Source organism: Actinoplanes cyaneus (genome assembly GCF_016862095.1).
GTDB lineage: Bacteria > Actinomycetota > Actinomycetes > Mycobacteriales > Micromonosporaceae > Actinoplanes > Actinoplanes cyaneus.
In genome coordinates this window covers 33224-48068 of sequence record NZ_BOMH01000010.1, presented here as the reverse complement: position 1 = coordinate 48068, position 14845 = coordinate 33224, and the positions used below count along the sequence as shown (strand labels likewise).

The window sequence follows — 14845 nt, the reverse complement described above, 5'->3', positions numbered from 1 at the left end:
CCCATCCAGCAGCCTCTTGCCCGCGGCCCGGGCCGAGGTTATGTTACCAAGTAGTTAATACCTACTAGGTACTCAGTAAGGGCGGCCGATCCCATGACTTCCGAGCTCAGCGTCGCTGACCAGGCGGCGCTCACCAGCGGCAGCGACTTCTGGCACACCACCGGTGTCGAGTCGGCGGGCCTTCCGGTGATCACGGTGACCGACGGTCCGCACGGGGTCCGGGTGCAGGCCTCCGAGGGCGACCTGCTGGCCGGCGTCCCGGCCACCTGCTTCCCGCCCGCCGTGGCGAGCGCCTCCACCTGGGATCCGGAGCTGCTGCGCCGGATGGGTGAGGCGCTGGGCGACGAGTGCCGGGCCATGGACGTGGCCGTGCTGCTCGGGCCGGGCGTCAACCTGAAGCGCAGCCCGCTCGGCGGCCGCAACTTCGAGTACTTCTCCGAGGACCCGATCCTGACCGGCGCGCTCGCCACCGAGTGGGTGCGCGGCCTGCAGAGCAAGGGGGTCGGCGCGTCGCTCAAGCACTTCGCGGTGAACAACCAGGAGACCGACCGGATGCGGATCAGCGCCGACGTCGACGAGCGCACGCTGCGGGAGATGTATCTGCGGGCGTTCCACCGGGTCGTGACGAAGGCGCAGCCGTGGACCGTGATGTGCGCCTACAACCGGATCAACGGGGTCTACGCGAGCCAGAATCGCTGGCTGCTCACCGACGTGCTGCGCGGCGAGTGGGGCTTCGAGGGCCTGGTCGTCTCCGATTGGGGCGCAGTCGTCGACCGGGTGGCGGCGGTCCGCGCGGGGCTGGACCTGGCGATGCCCGGGCCGGACGCCACCGGTGACCGGGCGCTGGTCGAGGCGGTCGAGGCGGGAACGCTCGACGGCGCCGCTCTGCGGACGTCGGCAGAACGCGTACGGGACCTGATCGTGAAGGCCGGGAAGCGCGAGACCGGAAGCTACGACGCGGCCGCGCACCACGCCCTGGCCAGGGAGATCGCCGGACGGGCGATCGTGCTGCTGAAGAACGACGGCGGTCTGCTCCCGCTGCGCGCCGAGGGGCAGACGATCGCGGTGCTCGGCGAGTTCGCACGGACCCCGCGCTACCAGGGCGGGGGCAGCTCGCAGATCACGCCGACCCGGTTGGACGACGCGCTGACCCAGATCCAGGCCTCGACCAGCGCCGCCGTGACGTTCGCGGCGGGCTACGACGATCCCGCCGAGGCCGTCGAGCTCGCCCGGGCCAGTGACGTGGCGCTGGTCTTCGTGGGCAGCGTGCACGAGACCGAGGGCGCCGACCGCGACTCGCTCGACCTCCCCGCCGAGCACCTCGCGCTGATCGAGCAGGTCGCCGCGGTCAACCCGAACACCGTCGTGGTGCTCTCCAACGGCGCGGTGCTGCTCACCAGCGGCTGGGAGTCACAGGTCCCGGCGATCGTGGAGGGCTGGCTGCTCGGGCAGGCCGGTGGCAGCGCGATCGCCGACGTGCTCTTCGGGCGGGTCAACCCGTCCGGGCGGCTCACCGAGACGATCCCGGTCAAGCTCGCCGACCACCCGTCCTACCTGGACTTTCCCGGGGAGCACGGGCACGTCCGGTACGGCGAGGGGTTGCACGTGGGTTACCGCGGGTTCGACGCGCGGGAGACCCCGGTGGCGTACCCGTTCGGGTTCGGGCTCTCCTACACGACGTTCTCCTACGGATCCGTGGCCGGGGACGGGCTGGAGGTCCGGGTTCCGGTGACCAACACCGGCTCGGCCGACGGGCGCGAGGTCGTCCAGGTCTACGCCTCGCTGCCGGGCTCGAAGGTGCGGCGCGCCCCGCGCGAGCTGAAGGCGTTCGCGAACGTGGCGATCGCGGCCGGCGAGACCGTCGAGGTCGTGCTGCACGTCGACCGTGACGACCTGGCGTACTGGGACACCCGGCTCGGGCGGTGGGTCGTCGAGGACGGGGACTACGTCTTCGAGGTCGGCGCCTCGTCCCGCGACATCCGGGCGACAGTGACCCGGCACGTCGACGGCGACGAGGTGCGGGTGCCCCTGACCGCGGATTCCAGCGTCGGCGAGTGGTTCGCCGACCCGCGCGGCGCCGCGCTGCTGGGTGAGCTGTTCGCCGCGGCGGCGGCCGGGGCCGGCGACTCGACGATGGCCGCGATGGCCTCCGACCCGGGGATGCTGATGATGCTGAACAGCCTGCCGCTGAGCCGGATGGCGATGTTTCCGGGCAGTCCGTTCACCGGGGACGCGCTCGCCGGCCTGGTCAAAGCCGCCAACGACTAGCCGATCCGTCCCGAAGCCCCGGCCCGATGCGGGCCGGGGCTTCGCGCTGTCCCGCAGCCGGCGCTTCCGCCGCCCCTCAGTCGAGGCAGGGCCCGCACTTCCCACTGCCCGTGAGCCGAAGCCGAGCCGAGCCCGGCCGGGCCGGGTTGAGGCCGGGCGGGGTTGGAGCCGGACCGGGACCACCCACGGACGTCGCCCTCGCGGGCTTCGCGTTCTGGCCGCCCCAGCGGCCTGCGAAGCCCGGGAGGGTCCCCGCGGGAGCGACGGTCCGTACCCCGGCGGAGAGGGGCAATGAAGATCTTGAAGTTGATCTTGGAAGTGGCTCGCAACTACATGGTGGCGAGCCACTTTGCTGTAACGGGTTGCCATAGTGTGCGACACACACTATCGTTGCTGGCATGACAATGGATGCGACGCTAGCGGGGCATCTGCAGGAACTGCGGCGCGGCACCGTGGTCGTCGCGAGCCTCACCGTCCTGCGCACGCCCGGCTATGGCTACTCACTGCTGGAGACCTTGAGCCGCGCCGGCTTCGAGGTCGAGGCGAACACGCTCTATCCGCTGCTGCGCCGCCTGGAGGCGCAGGGGCTGCTGACCAGCGAATGGAACACCGACGAGACCCGCCCGCGGAAGTTCTACCGGACCACCGAGCAGGGCGAGGCTCTCGCCGAGACCCTGCGCGGCGAGTGGGCACGGCTCAACACGGCGATCGGCGACCTCTCCGACGAACGGCTCGACGCCGCGATCGGCGACCTTTCCACCGGCACGACTCTGGGGAGCGAGAAATGACCAACCTCGTCGATCGTTACGTCTTCACCGCGCTGCGGCGGATCCCGGAGCAGCAGCGCGCCGACATCGACCGTGAGCTGCGCGCCTCCATCGAGGACGCGGTCGACGCCCGGGTCGAGGCCGGGGAGTCCCGCGAGGCGGCCGTCGAGACCACCCTCACCGAGCTGGGCGATCCGGAGCGGCTGGCGGATCGGTATGCGGGGCGCCCGGCCTACCTGATCGGGCCGGAGCTGTTCCCGGTCTGGCGGCGGCTGCTGAAGATCCTGCTCTGGACGGTGCTGCCGATCGTCGTGACGGTCGGGGTCGTGGTCCAGATCTTCGAGGACCCGAACATCGGCAAGATCATCGGCGGGGCGGTGTCCGGGCTGATCACTGTCGGTGCGCACCTCTGCTTCTGGGTCACGCTGGTCTTCGCGATCGCCGAGCGGACGAACACGCCGGTCAAGGTCAACTGGTCGCTCAAGGACCTTCCGCGGTACGAGGCCCAGCGCGCCGGCCTCGGTCAGATGCTCACCGGGGTCGTGTGGGTGGTGCTGCTGATCGCGGCGCTGGTGCTCCAGCAGTTCACGTTCACCGACGTGCCGCTGCTCGACCCGGCGAACTGGTCCTTCTGGTGGCCCGTGATGATCGCGCTGTTCGTCCTGCGCGCCTTCTACTACGTCTGGGTGTACCGGCTCGGCGCGACGACCCGGACGGTCGCGGTCGTGAACGCGGTGCTCACCGTGGCATGGGCGGCGCCGCTGGTCTGGCTGCTTGCCTCCGACCGGTTCTTCAACCCCGCCTTCCAGGGCTTCCTCGACCTCGACGGCGGCAACGCCCGGGGCTGGATGAACACCGGGCTCATCGCCCTGGTGGTGGTCGGCGCGGCGTGGGACATCATCGACACGGCGCTGCGGGCCGAGCGGACGCGGCGCGGGCTGCCGGGCAAGGTCCCGGGCACCGGCGGGAGCTACGACTTCAGCTGAGCCCGGGGGTCGCGTCCTGTGTTCGAGCCCGTGTGAGCAGTGCCTGAATCCGGGACACCAGCTCACGCGGGCTGAACGGCTTGGTCACGTAGTCGTCGGCGCCCGCGCTGAACCCGCCCTCGACGTCCTGCTCCTGGACCCGGGCGGTGAGCATGATGATCAGCATGCCGGCGGTGGCCGGGTCGGCGCGCAGCATGCGGCACACGTCGATCCCGGAGAGCAGCGGCATCGAGACGTCCAGCACGGCGAGCGTCGGGCGGCGCGTGCGGGCCTGCTCCACGGCGGCCTGACCGTCCCCGACCGTGATCACCTCGAGACCGGCCTGCTCCAGCTTGAACGCCACCAGATCCCGGATGTCGGCGTCGTCGTCGGCCACCAGGACCGTGGTCACGGCAGCTCCCCTCGATCGGCATCACGCTCGTAACACCGTATCCGGTGATATGCGGCTATGGAGGCGAGATGGCGGGATTGCGCCGTGCAACCCGTCTGCACCCGGGGTGCGCCCGGCCTGCCACCCGGCGGGAGTGTGCTGGTCCGCGTGCCACCATCGGCAAAGCATCGAACCGGGAGGGACCGATGACCGCGATGATCGACGACGTCCGCACCGAAGCGCTCTTCGTCTCCGACCTGCAGCGTTCTCAGGCGCCAACCCTGGAGGTGATCCGCGAGGCGGTCACCACGACGGTGAGCCGGCTCGGGGAGAACGGCTGCGCCGCGCTGGTCGCCCAGGAGTTCGGCGAGCATCCGGACTGTGCGATCGGCCGCATGCGGTGGGCACGGTCCGCCGTCCGGCTCGCCTTCGCCGCCTGATTCGCGCGTACGGCGTGAGCCGGCGCCCGTGGCACTCACCCGCGAGGTGATCCCGGCGCCGGCTCCCGACCGCGACGCCCGCCAGGCCGGCCTGGTGCTCACGGCGTACGCGGGAGGAGGGGTTGATCCGGTCCCTCATCGCGGGAAATGCGGGCGGCGGGATGGCGGCGGGCGCACGGGCGCGGCTAGGCTGCCGGTCATGAACGCGCGCTTGAGCATGTGGTGGCCCGCCTGACGGCGGCCACCACTCGCGCGTAACCAACCGCGGCCGCCTCGTCGAGGCGGCCGTTTTGCATGGCTGGACTCGGCACGCGGCCCCTGCCCGGAACGAGGGACCATGCCCACATCCTCAGCACTGCCGCAGCGGCCGTTCGCCCTTCTGCACCGTGACGGCGCCGATCACGTCGAGGTGCTCACCGGCGAGGTGATCACCGTGGAGACGCTCGCCGGCATTCCGCTCGAACCGGGGCGGCCCGTGCTCGCCGTGGTGCCGTACCGGCAGATCGCCGAGCGCGGCTTCGACTGCGTGGACGACGGCGCGCCGCTGGAATGCCTGCTCGTCACCACCCGCGAGACCCGGCCGCTGAGCGACTTCCCCGCCGGTGAGCTGCGGGTCTCCGGGGGACGGTTCGATCTGGGGGACGACGAGTACGGGGCGATCGTCGAGGACGTGCTGCGCGACGAGATCGGGCACGGCGAGGGCGCGAACTTCGTGATCCACCGCGTCTTCGAGGCGACAGTGGACGGCGACCCGGTGGAGGCGGCGCGGGCCGCGTTCGGCCGGCTGCTGCAGGGCGAGCAGGGCACGTACTGGACGTTCCTGGTGCACACCGGCACGCGGACCCTGGTCGGGGCGACCCCGGAACGGCACGTCAGCGTCACCGACGGCATCGTGATGATGAACCCGATCAGCGGCACGTTCCGGCACGGCTCCGGCGAGCTGATCGACTTCCTGCGGGACCCGAAGGAGGTCGAGGAGCTGTACATGGTGCTCGACGAGGAGCTGAAGATGATGGCGACCGTGGCCGAGCACGGCGGGCAGGTCGCCGGGCCGTACCTCAAGCAGATGTCGCATCTCACGCACACCGAGTATCTGCTGGCCGGGCGCGGCTCGCTGGACGTCCGGGAGGTGCTGCGGGAGACCATGTTCGCGCCGACCGTGACCGGCAGCCCGATCGAGAACGCGTGCCGGGTGATCGCGCGGCACGAGCGGCGCGGGCGGGGCTACTACGCGGGCGTGCTGGCGCTGCTGGAGGTCGCCGAGGACGGCACGCAGTCCCTGGACGCGCCGATCCTGATCCGGACCGCGGAGATCACGCCCCGGGGCACCCTGCGCGTCCCGGTCGGCGCGACGCTGGTCAGGCACTCGACCGCGGCGGGCGAGGTGGCCGAGACCCACACCAAGGCGGCGGGCGTGCTGTCCGCGCTGGGGGCCGCCACCATTCCCGTACGGACGTCGCCCCCGCCCGCGGCCGGCGAGGAGGAGCAGCGCACGCTGGCCGCCCGCAACGTGGACCTCGCCCGGTTCTGGCTCGACTCGCGCGCGGAGGGCGCACTGGCCGTGCCGTCGCTGGCCGGGCGCTCGGCGGTGATCGTGGACGGGGAGGACACGTTCACCGGGATGCTCGCGCACCAGCTCAAAGCGCTCGGGCTGGCCGTCACCGTGGTGCCGTGGTCCGCGCCCGTGCCCGACGCCGACCTGCTCGTGGCCGGGCCCGGCCCCGGGGACCCGTCGTCGCCGGAGGACGCCAAGATGACGGCGCTGCGCGGGATCGTGGCGGCCCGGCTCGCCGCGGGGCGGCCACTGTTCGCGGTCTGCCTGGGTCAGGAGTTGCTGGCGTTGCACCTGGGGTTGCCGCTGTTCCGGCGGGAGCAGACCTATCAGGGGCTGGCGCGGGACGTGGACCTGTTCGGCAGCGTCCGGCGGGTCGGCTTCTACTCCAGCTTCGCGGCGTCCTGTGCGGTGTCCTCGATGCCCTCGCCGTACGGCCCGGTGGAGATCGCCCGGGACCCGGCCGACGGGGCGGTGCACGCGTTGCGCGGGCCGCGGTTCGCCGGGGTGCAGTTCCACCCGGAGTCGGTGCTCAGCCGCGACGGGATCGACGTTCTTCGTGAACTTCTTCCGCCGTTGCTGGCCGAAGTGGTTAGCCCGCTCGCGAACGGGTAGCGAAGAGGATGTCGGTGGTCCAAGGTGATCGAGAGCCTCACCTTGGACCACCGACCCTTGTCGTGTACCGCTGACGCCCCTCACCCGAGGGTCCGCGCCGGTGAGCGTCACGGCCCCGCCCGGCGCTGTCCACAGGGGCTGGAAACCGCGGCTCGGAGCGCGAATGCTGGGCGCATGACGACTTGCGACTCCACCCCGCGCAACGCCCCGGCGCTCCACGCGCTCCTGCACCGGCAGGACGGCCTGATCACCTGGCAGCAGGCCCGGCAGCAGCTCAGCGACAAGGCCGTCCGCCATCGACTCCGGTCCGGGCGGTGGAGACGCGTGCACCACGGGCTCTACCTGACCCGTGCCGACGACGCGGACGATCGGCAGCGCCTGTGGATCGCCAGCCTCACCGCCGGCCACGGGCGGCCCGCGCCGCTCGCCGGCGTGACCGCGCTGCGGCTCCTGGGCCTGGACACCGGGCCGGTGGCCGGTGACCTCCCGGTCCACGTGCTGGTGCCCGCGAGCCGGCCGGCCCGCCACACGCCACCGGACGTCGTGGTGCACCGCACGCGGCGGCTGGGCAGTGCCGACGTCTGCCCGACGGCGGCGCCACCGTGCACCACGGCGGCCCGCGCCCTGATCGATGCCGTGGAGTGGGCGGCGGACGGGCTGGAGGCGATGATCGTGCTCGGCGCCGTCCAGCACCAGCAGCTGGTGAGCTCGGCCCAGATCCGGCCGGTGCTGGCCCGCCTGCCCCGGCTGACCCGGCGCGAGCTGATCGAGGACACGGTCCTCGACGACGATTGGGATCTCCCCCGGGCCACCTGACTCGTTGAATTGTTTACTGAGCGCCGACAGCCGGGTATCCGCACGGCGTCGCTGACCTTCGGAGGAAACCTTGTCCGAACCGCACGTCACTCTCGATACGCAGTCGCTCAACCCGGTGGAGCAGAAACTGCAGGGTCCCCTGGAGGATCAGCTCAGTTCGGCCCTGCAGGCCGCGACCGCCAAGATCCAGCAGCACTATGCCGGGGAGAGCGTCGACCAGGTCACCAGCATGCTCCTGGAGCAGGCCCGGGCCGGTCTGCACCCGGACATCGCCGCCGGCTTCAACCCCGACCACGAACAGCTCCGCCACGTGGCCGAGGAAATCGTCAGCCGCGCCCACTGACCCACCGACCGGCGAGGCAGGGCTCCGCACCACGGACGCCCTGCCTCGCCGATCACTCAGCTCCAGGGAAGTACGCCCGCGGTCCCGGCATGTCTCCCGTTGCCTCGCACGAAGCGGCCCGGCTGGACCTCACGGGTGTATCCGCACTCGGAAACACCTCCAGCAACCAGCCAGAGCAGCCCGGCTGGACCCCAGAGGTGCATCCCCACCCGGAAACACCTCCAGCGGCCAGCCGGGCGTCGGGCGTTGACCACCCGGCGCGACGGCGAACCTCTCCGCCTCTGGCCGCCGCTGACGGGGCGATCGGGCTAGGGGTTCTTGCGGGGGTCGTGGAGGGTGAGGATCAGGTCGACGACCAGGGCGGACCAGCCTGTCTGGTGCCAAGCGCCGAGGCCGGCGCCGTTGTCGCCGTGGAAGTACTCCGGGAAGGCGATCAGGTCCTTCCAGTCGGGGTGGGTCTGGAACAGGGTGGTCGCGCCGTAGATCGGGCGGTGGCCGGTCTCGTCCGGGACGAACAGGGCGATCAGGCGGCGCGCCAGGTCGTCGGCGACCTCGGAGAGCGACACCTTCGTCTGGGAGCCCGTGGGGTATTCGACGCGCAGGTCCTCGCCGTAGAACTCGGCGAACTCGCGCAACGCCTCGACCAGCAGGTAGTTGACCGGCATCCACACCGGACCGCGCCAGTTGGAGTTGCCGCCGAACAGGCCGCTCGTGCTTTCCGCCGGCTCGTAGCCGACAGTGAAGTCGGAGCCGCCCAGCGACACCGTGAACGGCTTCTCCAGGTGTGACCGGGAGAGCGTGCGAAGCCCGTACGGCGAGAGGAACTCCTCCGGATCGAGCAGGCGCGCGAGGATCCGGAGCAGCTGGTCCTGCCCGACCATGCTGAGCAGTCGCTGGCGGCGGCGGTCGGCCCCGCCCAGGCGCCGGGCGCTGATCACGTCGCCGTAATCGGTCTGGTTGTGCAGCATCCAGCGCACCCGCGCGTTGACCTCGGGCAGCCGGTTCAGCGTGTCGGAGGTGAGCCGGGTGGTCGCGGCGAGCGGGAGCAGGCCGACGATCGAGCGGGCCTTGAGCGGCACCTTGTGGCCGTCGGGCAGGCGCAGCACGTCGTAGAAGAAGCTGTCCTCCTCGTCCCACAGCCCTTGCCGGTACGCCGCCTCCGCGATGTACGTGAAGTGCTCGAAGAACTTCGTCGCCATGTCCTCGTACGCCCGGTCGTGCAGCGCCAGGATGATCGCCATGTCGAGCAGGTTGAGCGCGTACATCGCCATCCAGCCCGTGCCGTCGGACTGTTCGAGCACCCCGGCGACCGGCAACGCCGCCGACCGGTCGAACGGGCCGACGTTGTCCAGGCCGAGGAAGCCGCCCTCGAAGACGTTGTTGCCGCCGACGTCCTTGCGGTTCACCCACCAGGTGAAGTTCAGCAGCAGCTTGTGCATGATCCGGGACAGGAAGTCGTAGTCACGACCGCCGTCGATCTCGAAGACCCGCAGCGCGGCCCACGCGTGCACCGGCGGGTTCACGTCGCCGAACGACCACTCGTACGCGGGAATCTGGCCGTTGGGGTGCATGTACCACTCGCGGAGCAGCAGCAGGAGCTGGGACTTCGCGAAGCCCGGGTCGACGCGGCTGATGCTGACGCAGTGGAAGGCCAGGTCCCACGCGGCGTACCACGGGTACTCCCACGGGTCCGGCATGCTGATCACGTCGAAGCTGTTCATGTGCCACCAGCCGTTGTTGCGGCCGTAGCGCCGGCCCGGCGGTGGCGGCGAGTTGGCCGGGTCGCCGACCAGCCACTGCTTGACGTCGAAGTGGTAGAACTGCTTGCCCCACATCAGCCCGGCGATGCCCTGGCGGGCCACCGCGGCCTCGTCCGCCGACGCGGCGGCCGGGATGATCTCACCGAAGAACGCGTCGGCCTCGGCGAGCCGGTCGCGCATCACCGCGGTCCACTCCTCGCCCAGGTACTCCCCTCCGGGGCCCGGCGGCGGCGCTGGCGCGTCGGTCTGCGCGAGGCGCAGCCGGATGGTGCGGCTCTCCCCCGGCGCGCAGGTGATCTCGTAGTGCAGCGCGCCCTTCGTCCCGACGCCGGACGGGTTCACCGTCGGCATGTCGGAGATCAGGAAGTCGTTGATCCCGTCCTTCGGGTACGGGCTGCGGCCCGGCAGTCCCCACAGGCGCTGAGCGTTGGTCTCGTTGTCGCACACCAGGGCCGGCGGTTCGCCCTCGGCGTCGAGGGTGATGTGACCGATCGAGCGGTGCCGCCCGGCGATCCGCCCCGGCGTGCCGCTCAGTGACGGCATCGGCCGGTTCGGCAGCCCCCACGCCCAGGTGTTGCGGAACCAGAGGGTCGGCAGCACGTGCAGGGTCGCCTTCTCCGGGCCGCGGTTCGACACCGTGATCGCGATGCACATGTCCTGCGGGCCGGCCTTGGCGTAGTCGACGGTGACCGCCCAGAACCTGTCCTGGTCGAAGATGCCGGTGTCGACCAGCTCGTACTCGCTCTCGGTGCGCGAGCGCTGCCCGTTCACCCGGACCAGCTGGTCGTACGGGAACTCGGCCTGCGGATAGTGGTAGCGCCAGCGCATCCACGAGTGGGTGGGCGTCGAGTCCTCGTACCACCAGTAGTCCTTGGCGTCCTCGCCGTGGTTGCCGCCGTCGCCGCCGAGGCCGAACATCCGCTCCTTGAGGATCGGGTCCTTGCCGTTCCAGAGGGCGAGCGCGAAGCAGAACGTCTGCCGGTCGTCACAGATCCCGGCCATGCCGTCGTCGTTCCACCGGTACGCCCGGGAGCGCGCATGGTCGTGCGGGAAGTAGTCCCACGCCGTCCCGTGCTCGCTGTAGTCCTCGCGGACCGTGCCCCACGCCCGCTCGGAGAGGTAGGGACCCCAGGCGCGCCACGGCTGCTCGCCGGAGTCGGCCTGGGCCAGCCGATCCCGCTCCGACACGTCCGTTCTCACCATCCCCACGAAATTACGGTCAGGAGTCGATCACACTGAGACTGTCACGGTCTGGTGTCAAGTGTGTCGGCCTCGCCGATTCTTCCCCATGGTCGGAGGTCCCCTTCCATGTCCACCGTGCGACCGATCGCGTTCGGACCGCAGATATGTACTGATCCGATCGGCGGATCGGCCCGGGAATGGCTGCTACCCGACGGGTTGGGCGGCTACGCCATGGGGACCGTCACAGGGTTGCGGACGCGCAGGTACCACGGGTTGCTGGTGGTGTCCGGGGCCACGCCCGCGTCCCGCATGCTGGGCCTCGCCGCGCTCGACACGGTGGTCACGCTGCCGTCCGGCGCGCGGGTGCGGCTCGGCTGCCACGAGTGGGCCGGCGGGGTGATCGACCCGCGCGGGCACGAGCTGCTGACCTCGTTCGAGCTGATCGACGGGGTGCCGCGGTGGCGGTGGCGGATCGGGGACGTGGTGATCGAGCGGGAGATCGCGACGACGCACGGGCGGGCGGCGGTCACCGTGGTGCACCGGCAGATCGCCGGCGGACCGGTCCGGATCACCCTGGAGGCGCTCTGCGCGTGGCGCAACGCACACGGCGAGCAGGGCTCCTCGCTCTCCGTCGCGCCGACGGCGGACGGGTGCGTCGTCGAGAACGCGTACCGGATCGCCGGGCCGGGTTTCGCCTCGGCCGGCGAGTGGTTCGAGGGATTCCGCTACCGCGAGGAGGCGGCCCGCGGCCTTCAGGATCACGAGGATTTGTGGTACGCCGGTAGCTTCCACTCCGCACTGGAAAGTCCCGTCGAGGTCGTCGCGTGGGCCGGTGACCTCTCCTCGCCACCCGCCCCCGGAGCAGTGGACGCCGCCCGCCGCCGCAACCGCGGGATCGTCGCCGCGGCGGCGCCCGCCGACCACGTCGAGGCGGCTCTCGTGCTCGCGGCTGACGCCTTCGTGGTGCGCGGACCCGACGTCGTCGCCGGCTACCCGTGGTTCGGGGCGTGGTCGCGCGACACGATGATCGCTTACGAGGGGTTGTTCCTGTCCACGCGGCGCTTCGACGAGGGCCGGGAGCTGCTCCTGGCGTACGCCGCGACGCTCTCCGAGGGGATGCTGGCGAACACCGCGGACACCGGCAGCGTCGAGTACAACACCGCGGACGCGACCCTGTGGTTCCTGCACGCGGCCGACCGGCACGTGACGGTGACGGGCGACGACGAGCTGCTCCACACGCTCCGGCCGGCCCTGACGGGAGTGATCGAGCATCATCTGGCCGGCACCCGCTACGGGATCCGGGTGGACCCGGCTGACGGCCTGCTCCGCCAAGGGGCGCCCGGCGAGGCGCTGACCTGGATGGACGCGCGCGTGGACGGGGTCGCGGTCACGCCCCGTACCGGGAAGGCCGTGGAGATCAACGCGTTGTGGATCAACGCGCTGGCCACCCTCGGTGACTCCTTCACCCCCTTGGAGAGCAGGGCCCGGGACAGCTTCGCGCGCTCCTTCCCCACCCTGACCGGGCTGCTGCAGGACGTGCTCGGCGATCACACGCTGCGGCCCAACCAACTGCTGGCCTGGTCGCTGCCGCACGCGCCGCTGCAACCCGACCCGGTGGTGCTCGGGCGGATCGGGGCGGCGCTGCTCACGCCGATGGGGTTGCGCAGCCAGGCGCCGGGAACCCCCGGCTACCACGGGCGGCACGCCGGCGGACCGGGCGAACGGGACAGGGCGTACCACACCGGGACGGTCTGGCCGTGGCTCACCGGACCGTACGCCGCGGCATGGCACCGGCTCGGCGCAGCCGTCCCGGACGTGCTCGCCGACGCGGAACGGCACCTGACCGAGCACGGACTCGGGTCGATCTCGGAGACCGCCGACGGCGACGCCCCGCACACCGGCACCGGCTGCCCGTTCCAGGCCTGGTCGGTCGCCGAGCAACTCCGGGCGCGGAAACTCTGAGGATCCGGCTTCGCACCCGTTCTGCAACCGTCGGACCGGAGGCTGGAGACATGCATCGCAACCGGCCGTGGCGGCTGTGGCTCGTCGTGGTCGCCGTCTGCGCGCTGCTCTGCTGCCTGAGGCTGATACTCGGGTGGCCGTTCCTGGGCCACGAAATCCCCTACCTGGCGATCACCTGCGCCACCCCGCTCATGATCGTGACCGGGATCCTGATCCACCGGCCGACTCGCCCGGCCGGCTGGATCACCCTCGCCGCCGGACAGGTGCTCTACGCCGTCGCCGACACGATCTACGACTTCGACCTCTGGACCACCGGCGAGATGACCGAGCCGACACCGAGCGACGTGCTGTACCTGAGCAGCACGCTGCTGATCGGGGCGGCGGTGGTCACGTTCATCCGGCGCCGCACTCCGGGCTGGGACCTCGCCACCGGGTTGGACGCGCTCGTCGTGGCGATCAGTGCCAGCATCCTGAGCTGGGAGTTCTTCATCAAGCCGGTCGCCGGTGACTCGGAACTGGCGATGTCCGAGAAACTGACCGAGGCGGCGTACCCGATCCTCGACCTGATGCTGCTGATCCTGGCGATCCGGCTGGTGCTGCGGTCGGGCGGGCGCAGCACGTCGCTCCGCCTGCTCCTCGGGTATCTGTTGCTGATGTTCGCGGCCGACACGGCGTACGCGATCGTCGGTCTTCTCGGTGGATCGAACACGAGCGAGCCGATCACCAGCGCCACCTGGATCGTCTCGCTCGGCCTGCTCGGCGCATGCGCGCTGCACCCCGCGATGCGCGACTTCGACTCGCCCAGCCGGATCGCCGCGCCCGACGCCACCCCGGCCCGCCTGACCATGCTCACCTGCGCCGTCCTGATGGTGCCCGGCCTCCAACTCGGCGAGCACCTGGCCGGGCGCGACGTGGACGTCCCGCTCACCAGCACCGCCTGTGCGGTGATGTTTCTGCTGGTGCTGGCCCGGATGGCCGGCCTGGTCGCGGCACAGCGGCGGGCCGCCGACACCGACGCCCTGACCGGGGTGCGCAACCGCCGATACTTCGAGGAGGCACTCGCCACCGAATGCCGGCGAGCGGCCCGGACCGGCTACAACGTCGGCCTCATCATGATCGACATCGACCACTTCAAGAGAGTCAACGACACGTACGGGCATCCGGGCGGCGACCGCGTGCTCCGCGAGATCGCGCAACGCCTCTCCTCCGGCACCCGGGCCGGCGCCACCCTCGCCCGGTACGGCGGCGAGGAGTTCATCGCCGTGATCCCGCACATCTCCGCCGCCGACCTGTCACCACTCGCCGAACGCACCCGCAAACTCGTCGCCGACCTGCCCGTCGCCGTCACCGACCAGACCCTGATCACGGTCACCGCCTCGATCGGCGCGGCCACCGCCCCCGGGCCCCTCGCCGAGCCCGCCGAACTGCTGCGGGCGGCGGACCAGGCGCTCTACGCCGCCAAGTCGGCCGGGCGCAACCGGACGGTCCTCGCCCCCGAGGTGCACAGGCCGGCACCCATCCAGGGCTGAAGCACACGCCGGGGCCGGCCTTCTGGGCTGAGCCCGCCTCACGCCACGGTCCCCCGCCACTGGCCGCCTCCGCCGTTCCTCCGGGCCCTGGCCCGCCTCCCGATCTCCTCGCCAGGCTTCGGCCGCCTCCGCGGCCCCTCCCGGCCCCTGGCAGCCCTATCAGAAGCCGGGCAGTTCTGCCGGTTTTCCACAGCGGCAGGTTGTCCACAGGGCCGGTGCTCGACCGCTCTGTTCTTCGCGATAATGGTGCCTGGG

At 71.3% G+C, this 14845-nt stretch carries 11 protein-coding genes; 9 read left to right on the top strand and 2 right to left on the bottom strand.

The features are described from left to right. Positions 1-93: 93 nt before the first annotated feature. The 3 genes from Acy02nite_RS06950 to Acy02nite_RS06940 all read left to right on the top strand — a co-directional run bounded on the left by Acy02nite_RS06950 (position 94) and on the right by Acy02nite_RS06940 (position 4021). Complete coding sequence (locus tag Acy02nite_RS06950; RefSeq protein WP_203738978.1) at positions 94-2268, top strand: glycoside hydrolase family 3 C-terminal domain-containing protein; 2175 nt, start codon at positions 94-96, stop codon at positions 2266-2268. A 398-nt stretch (positions 2269-2666) separates the two neighbouring features. Then, a complete protein-coding gene (locus tag Acy02nite_RS06945) occupies positions 2667-3056 on the top strand; it encodes a PadR family transcriptional regulator (RefSeq protein WP_203738977.1) in 390 nt (129 codons plus the stop codon). Next, positions 3053-4021, top strand: coding sequence for a permease prefix domain 1-containing protein (locus Acy02nite_RS06940; RefSeq protein WP_203738976.1), 969 nt, complete (start codon positions 3053-3055; stop codon positions 4019-4021). Before Acy02nite_RS06945 ends, Acy02nite_RS06940 begins: the two co-directional genes overlap by 4 nt. On the opposite strand, the gene Acy02nite_RS06935 is transcribed toward Acy02nite_RS06940, so the two are convergent. Then, entirely contained in the window at positions 4014-4412 is a 399-nt protein-coding gene (locus Acy02nite_RS06935; protein WP_203738975.1) for a response regulator transcription factor, read from the bottom strand. The two genes, Acy02nite_RS06940 and Acy02nite_RS06935, sit on opposite strands and share 8 nt — an antisense overlap. A gap of 185 nt (positions 4413-4597) precedes the next feature. On the opposite strand from Acy02nite_RS06935, the gene Acy02nite_RS06930 reads away from it, so the two are divergent. The 4 genes from Acy02nite_RS06930 to Acy02nite_RS06915 all read left to right on the top strand — a co-directional run bounded on the left by Acy02nite_RS06930 (position 4598) and on the right by Acy02nite_RS06915 (position 8157). Further along, positions 4598-4831, top strand: a complete 234-nt coding sequence (locus Acy02nite_RS06930) for a hypothetical protein (RefSeq protein WP_203738974.1) — start codon at positions 4598-4600, stop codon at positions 4829-4831. 337 nt (positions 4832-5168) lie between these two features. After that, complete coding sequence (locus Acy02nite_RS06925; protein ID WP_203738973.1) at positions 5169-6998, top strand: anthranilate synthase family protein; 1830 nt, start codon at positions 5169-5171, stop codon at positions 6996-6998. Between the two features lie 174 nt (positions 6999-7172). After that, positions 7173-7814, top strand: a complete 642-nt coding sequence (locus Acy02nite_RS06920) for a type IV toxin-antitoxin system AbiEi family antitoxin domain-containing protein (protein ID WP_203738972.1) — start codon at positions 7173-7175, stop codon at positions 7812-7814. Positions 7815-7884: 70 nt separating this feature from the next. Continuing rightward, positions 7885-8157 (top strand): hypothetical protein, encoded by a 273-nt coding sequence (locus Acy02nite_RS06915; protein WP_203738971.1) that lies wholly within the window; start codon positions 7885-7887, stop codon positions 8155-8157. A gap of 308 nt (positions 8158-8465) precedes the next feature. On the opposite strand, the gene Acy02nite_RS06910 is transcribed toward Acy02nite_RS06915, so the two are convergent. Further along, positions 8466-11120, bottom strand: a complete 2655-nt coding sequence (locus Acy02nite_RS06910; RefSeq protein WP_203738970.1) for an MGH1-like glycoside hydrolase domain-containing protein — start codon at positions 11118-11120, stop codon at positions 8466-8468. A gap of 114 nt (positions 11121-11234) precedes the next feature. Here Acy02nite_RS06910 and Acy02nite_RS06905 point away from each other — a divergent pair, with 114 nt between their 5' ends. Both Acy02nite_RS06905 and Acy02nite_RS06900 read left to right on the top strand, forming a co-directional pair. Then, complete coding sequence (locus Acy02nite_RS06905) at positions 11235-13061, top strand: amylo-alpha-1,6-glucosidase (protein ID WP_203739032.1); 1827 nt, start codon at positions 11235-11237, stop codon at positions 13059-13061. A 50-nt stretch (positions 13062-13111) separates the two neighbouring features. After that, on the top strand, positions 13112-14590 hold the full coding sequence (locus Acy02nite_RS06900) for a GGDEF domain-containing protein (protein ID WP_203738969.1): 1479 nt from the start codon (positions 13112-13114) through the stop codon (positions 14588-14590). Positions 14591-14845 lie beyond the last annotated feature (255 nt).

Coding starts and splice junctions, on each gene's coding strand:
- Acy02nite_RS06950 (WP_203738978.1), top strand. CDS start 94: ATGACTTCCGAGCTCAGCGTCGCTGACCAGGCGGCGCTCACCAGCGGC.
- Acy02nite_RS06945 (WP_203738977.1), top strand. CDS start 2,667: ATGACAATGGATGCGACGCTAGCGGGGCATCTGCAGGAACTGCGGCGC.
- Acy02nite_RS06940 (WP_203738976.1), top strand. CDS start 3,053: ATGACCAACCTCGTCGATCGTTACGTCTTCACCGCGCTGCGGCGGATC.
- Acy02nite_RS06930 (WP_203738974.1), top strand. CDS start 4,598: ATGACCGCGATGATCGACGACGTCCGCACCGAAGCGCTCTTCGTCTCC.
- Acy02nite_RS06925 (WP_203738973.1), top strand. CDS start 5,169: ATGCCCACATCCTCAGCACTGCCGCAGCGGCCGTTCGCCCTTCTGCAC.
- Acy02nite_RS06920 (WP_203738972.1), top strand. CDS start 7,173: ATGACGACTTGCGACTCCACCCCGCGCAACGCCCCGGCGCTCCACGCG.
- Acy02nite_RS06910 (WP_203738970.1), bottom strand. CDS start 11,120: ATGGTGAGAACGGACGTGTCGGAGCGGGATCGGCTGGCCCAGGCCGAC.
- Acy02nite_RS06900 (WP_203738969.1), top strand. CDS start 13,112: ATGCATCGCAACCGGCCGTGGCGGCTGTGGCTCGTCGTGGTCGCCGTC.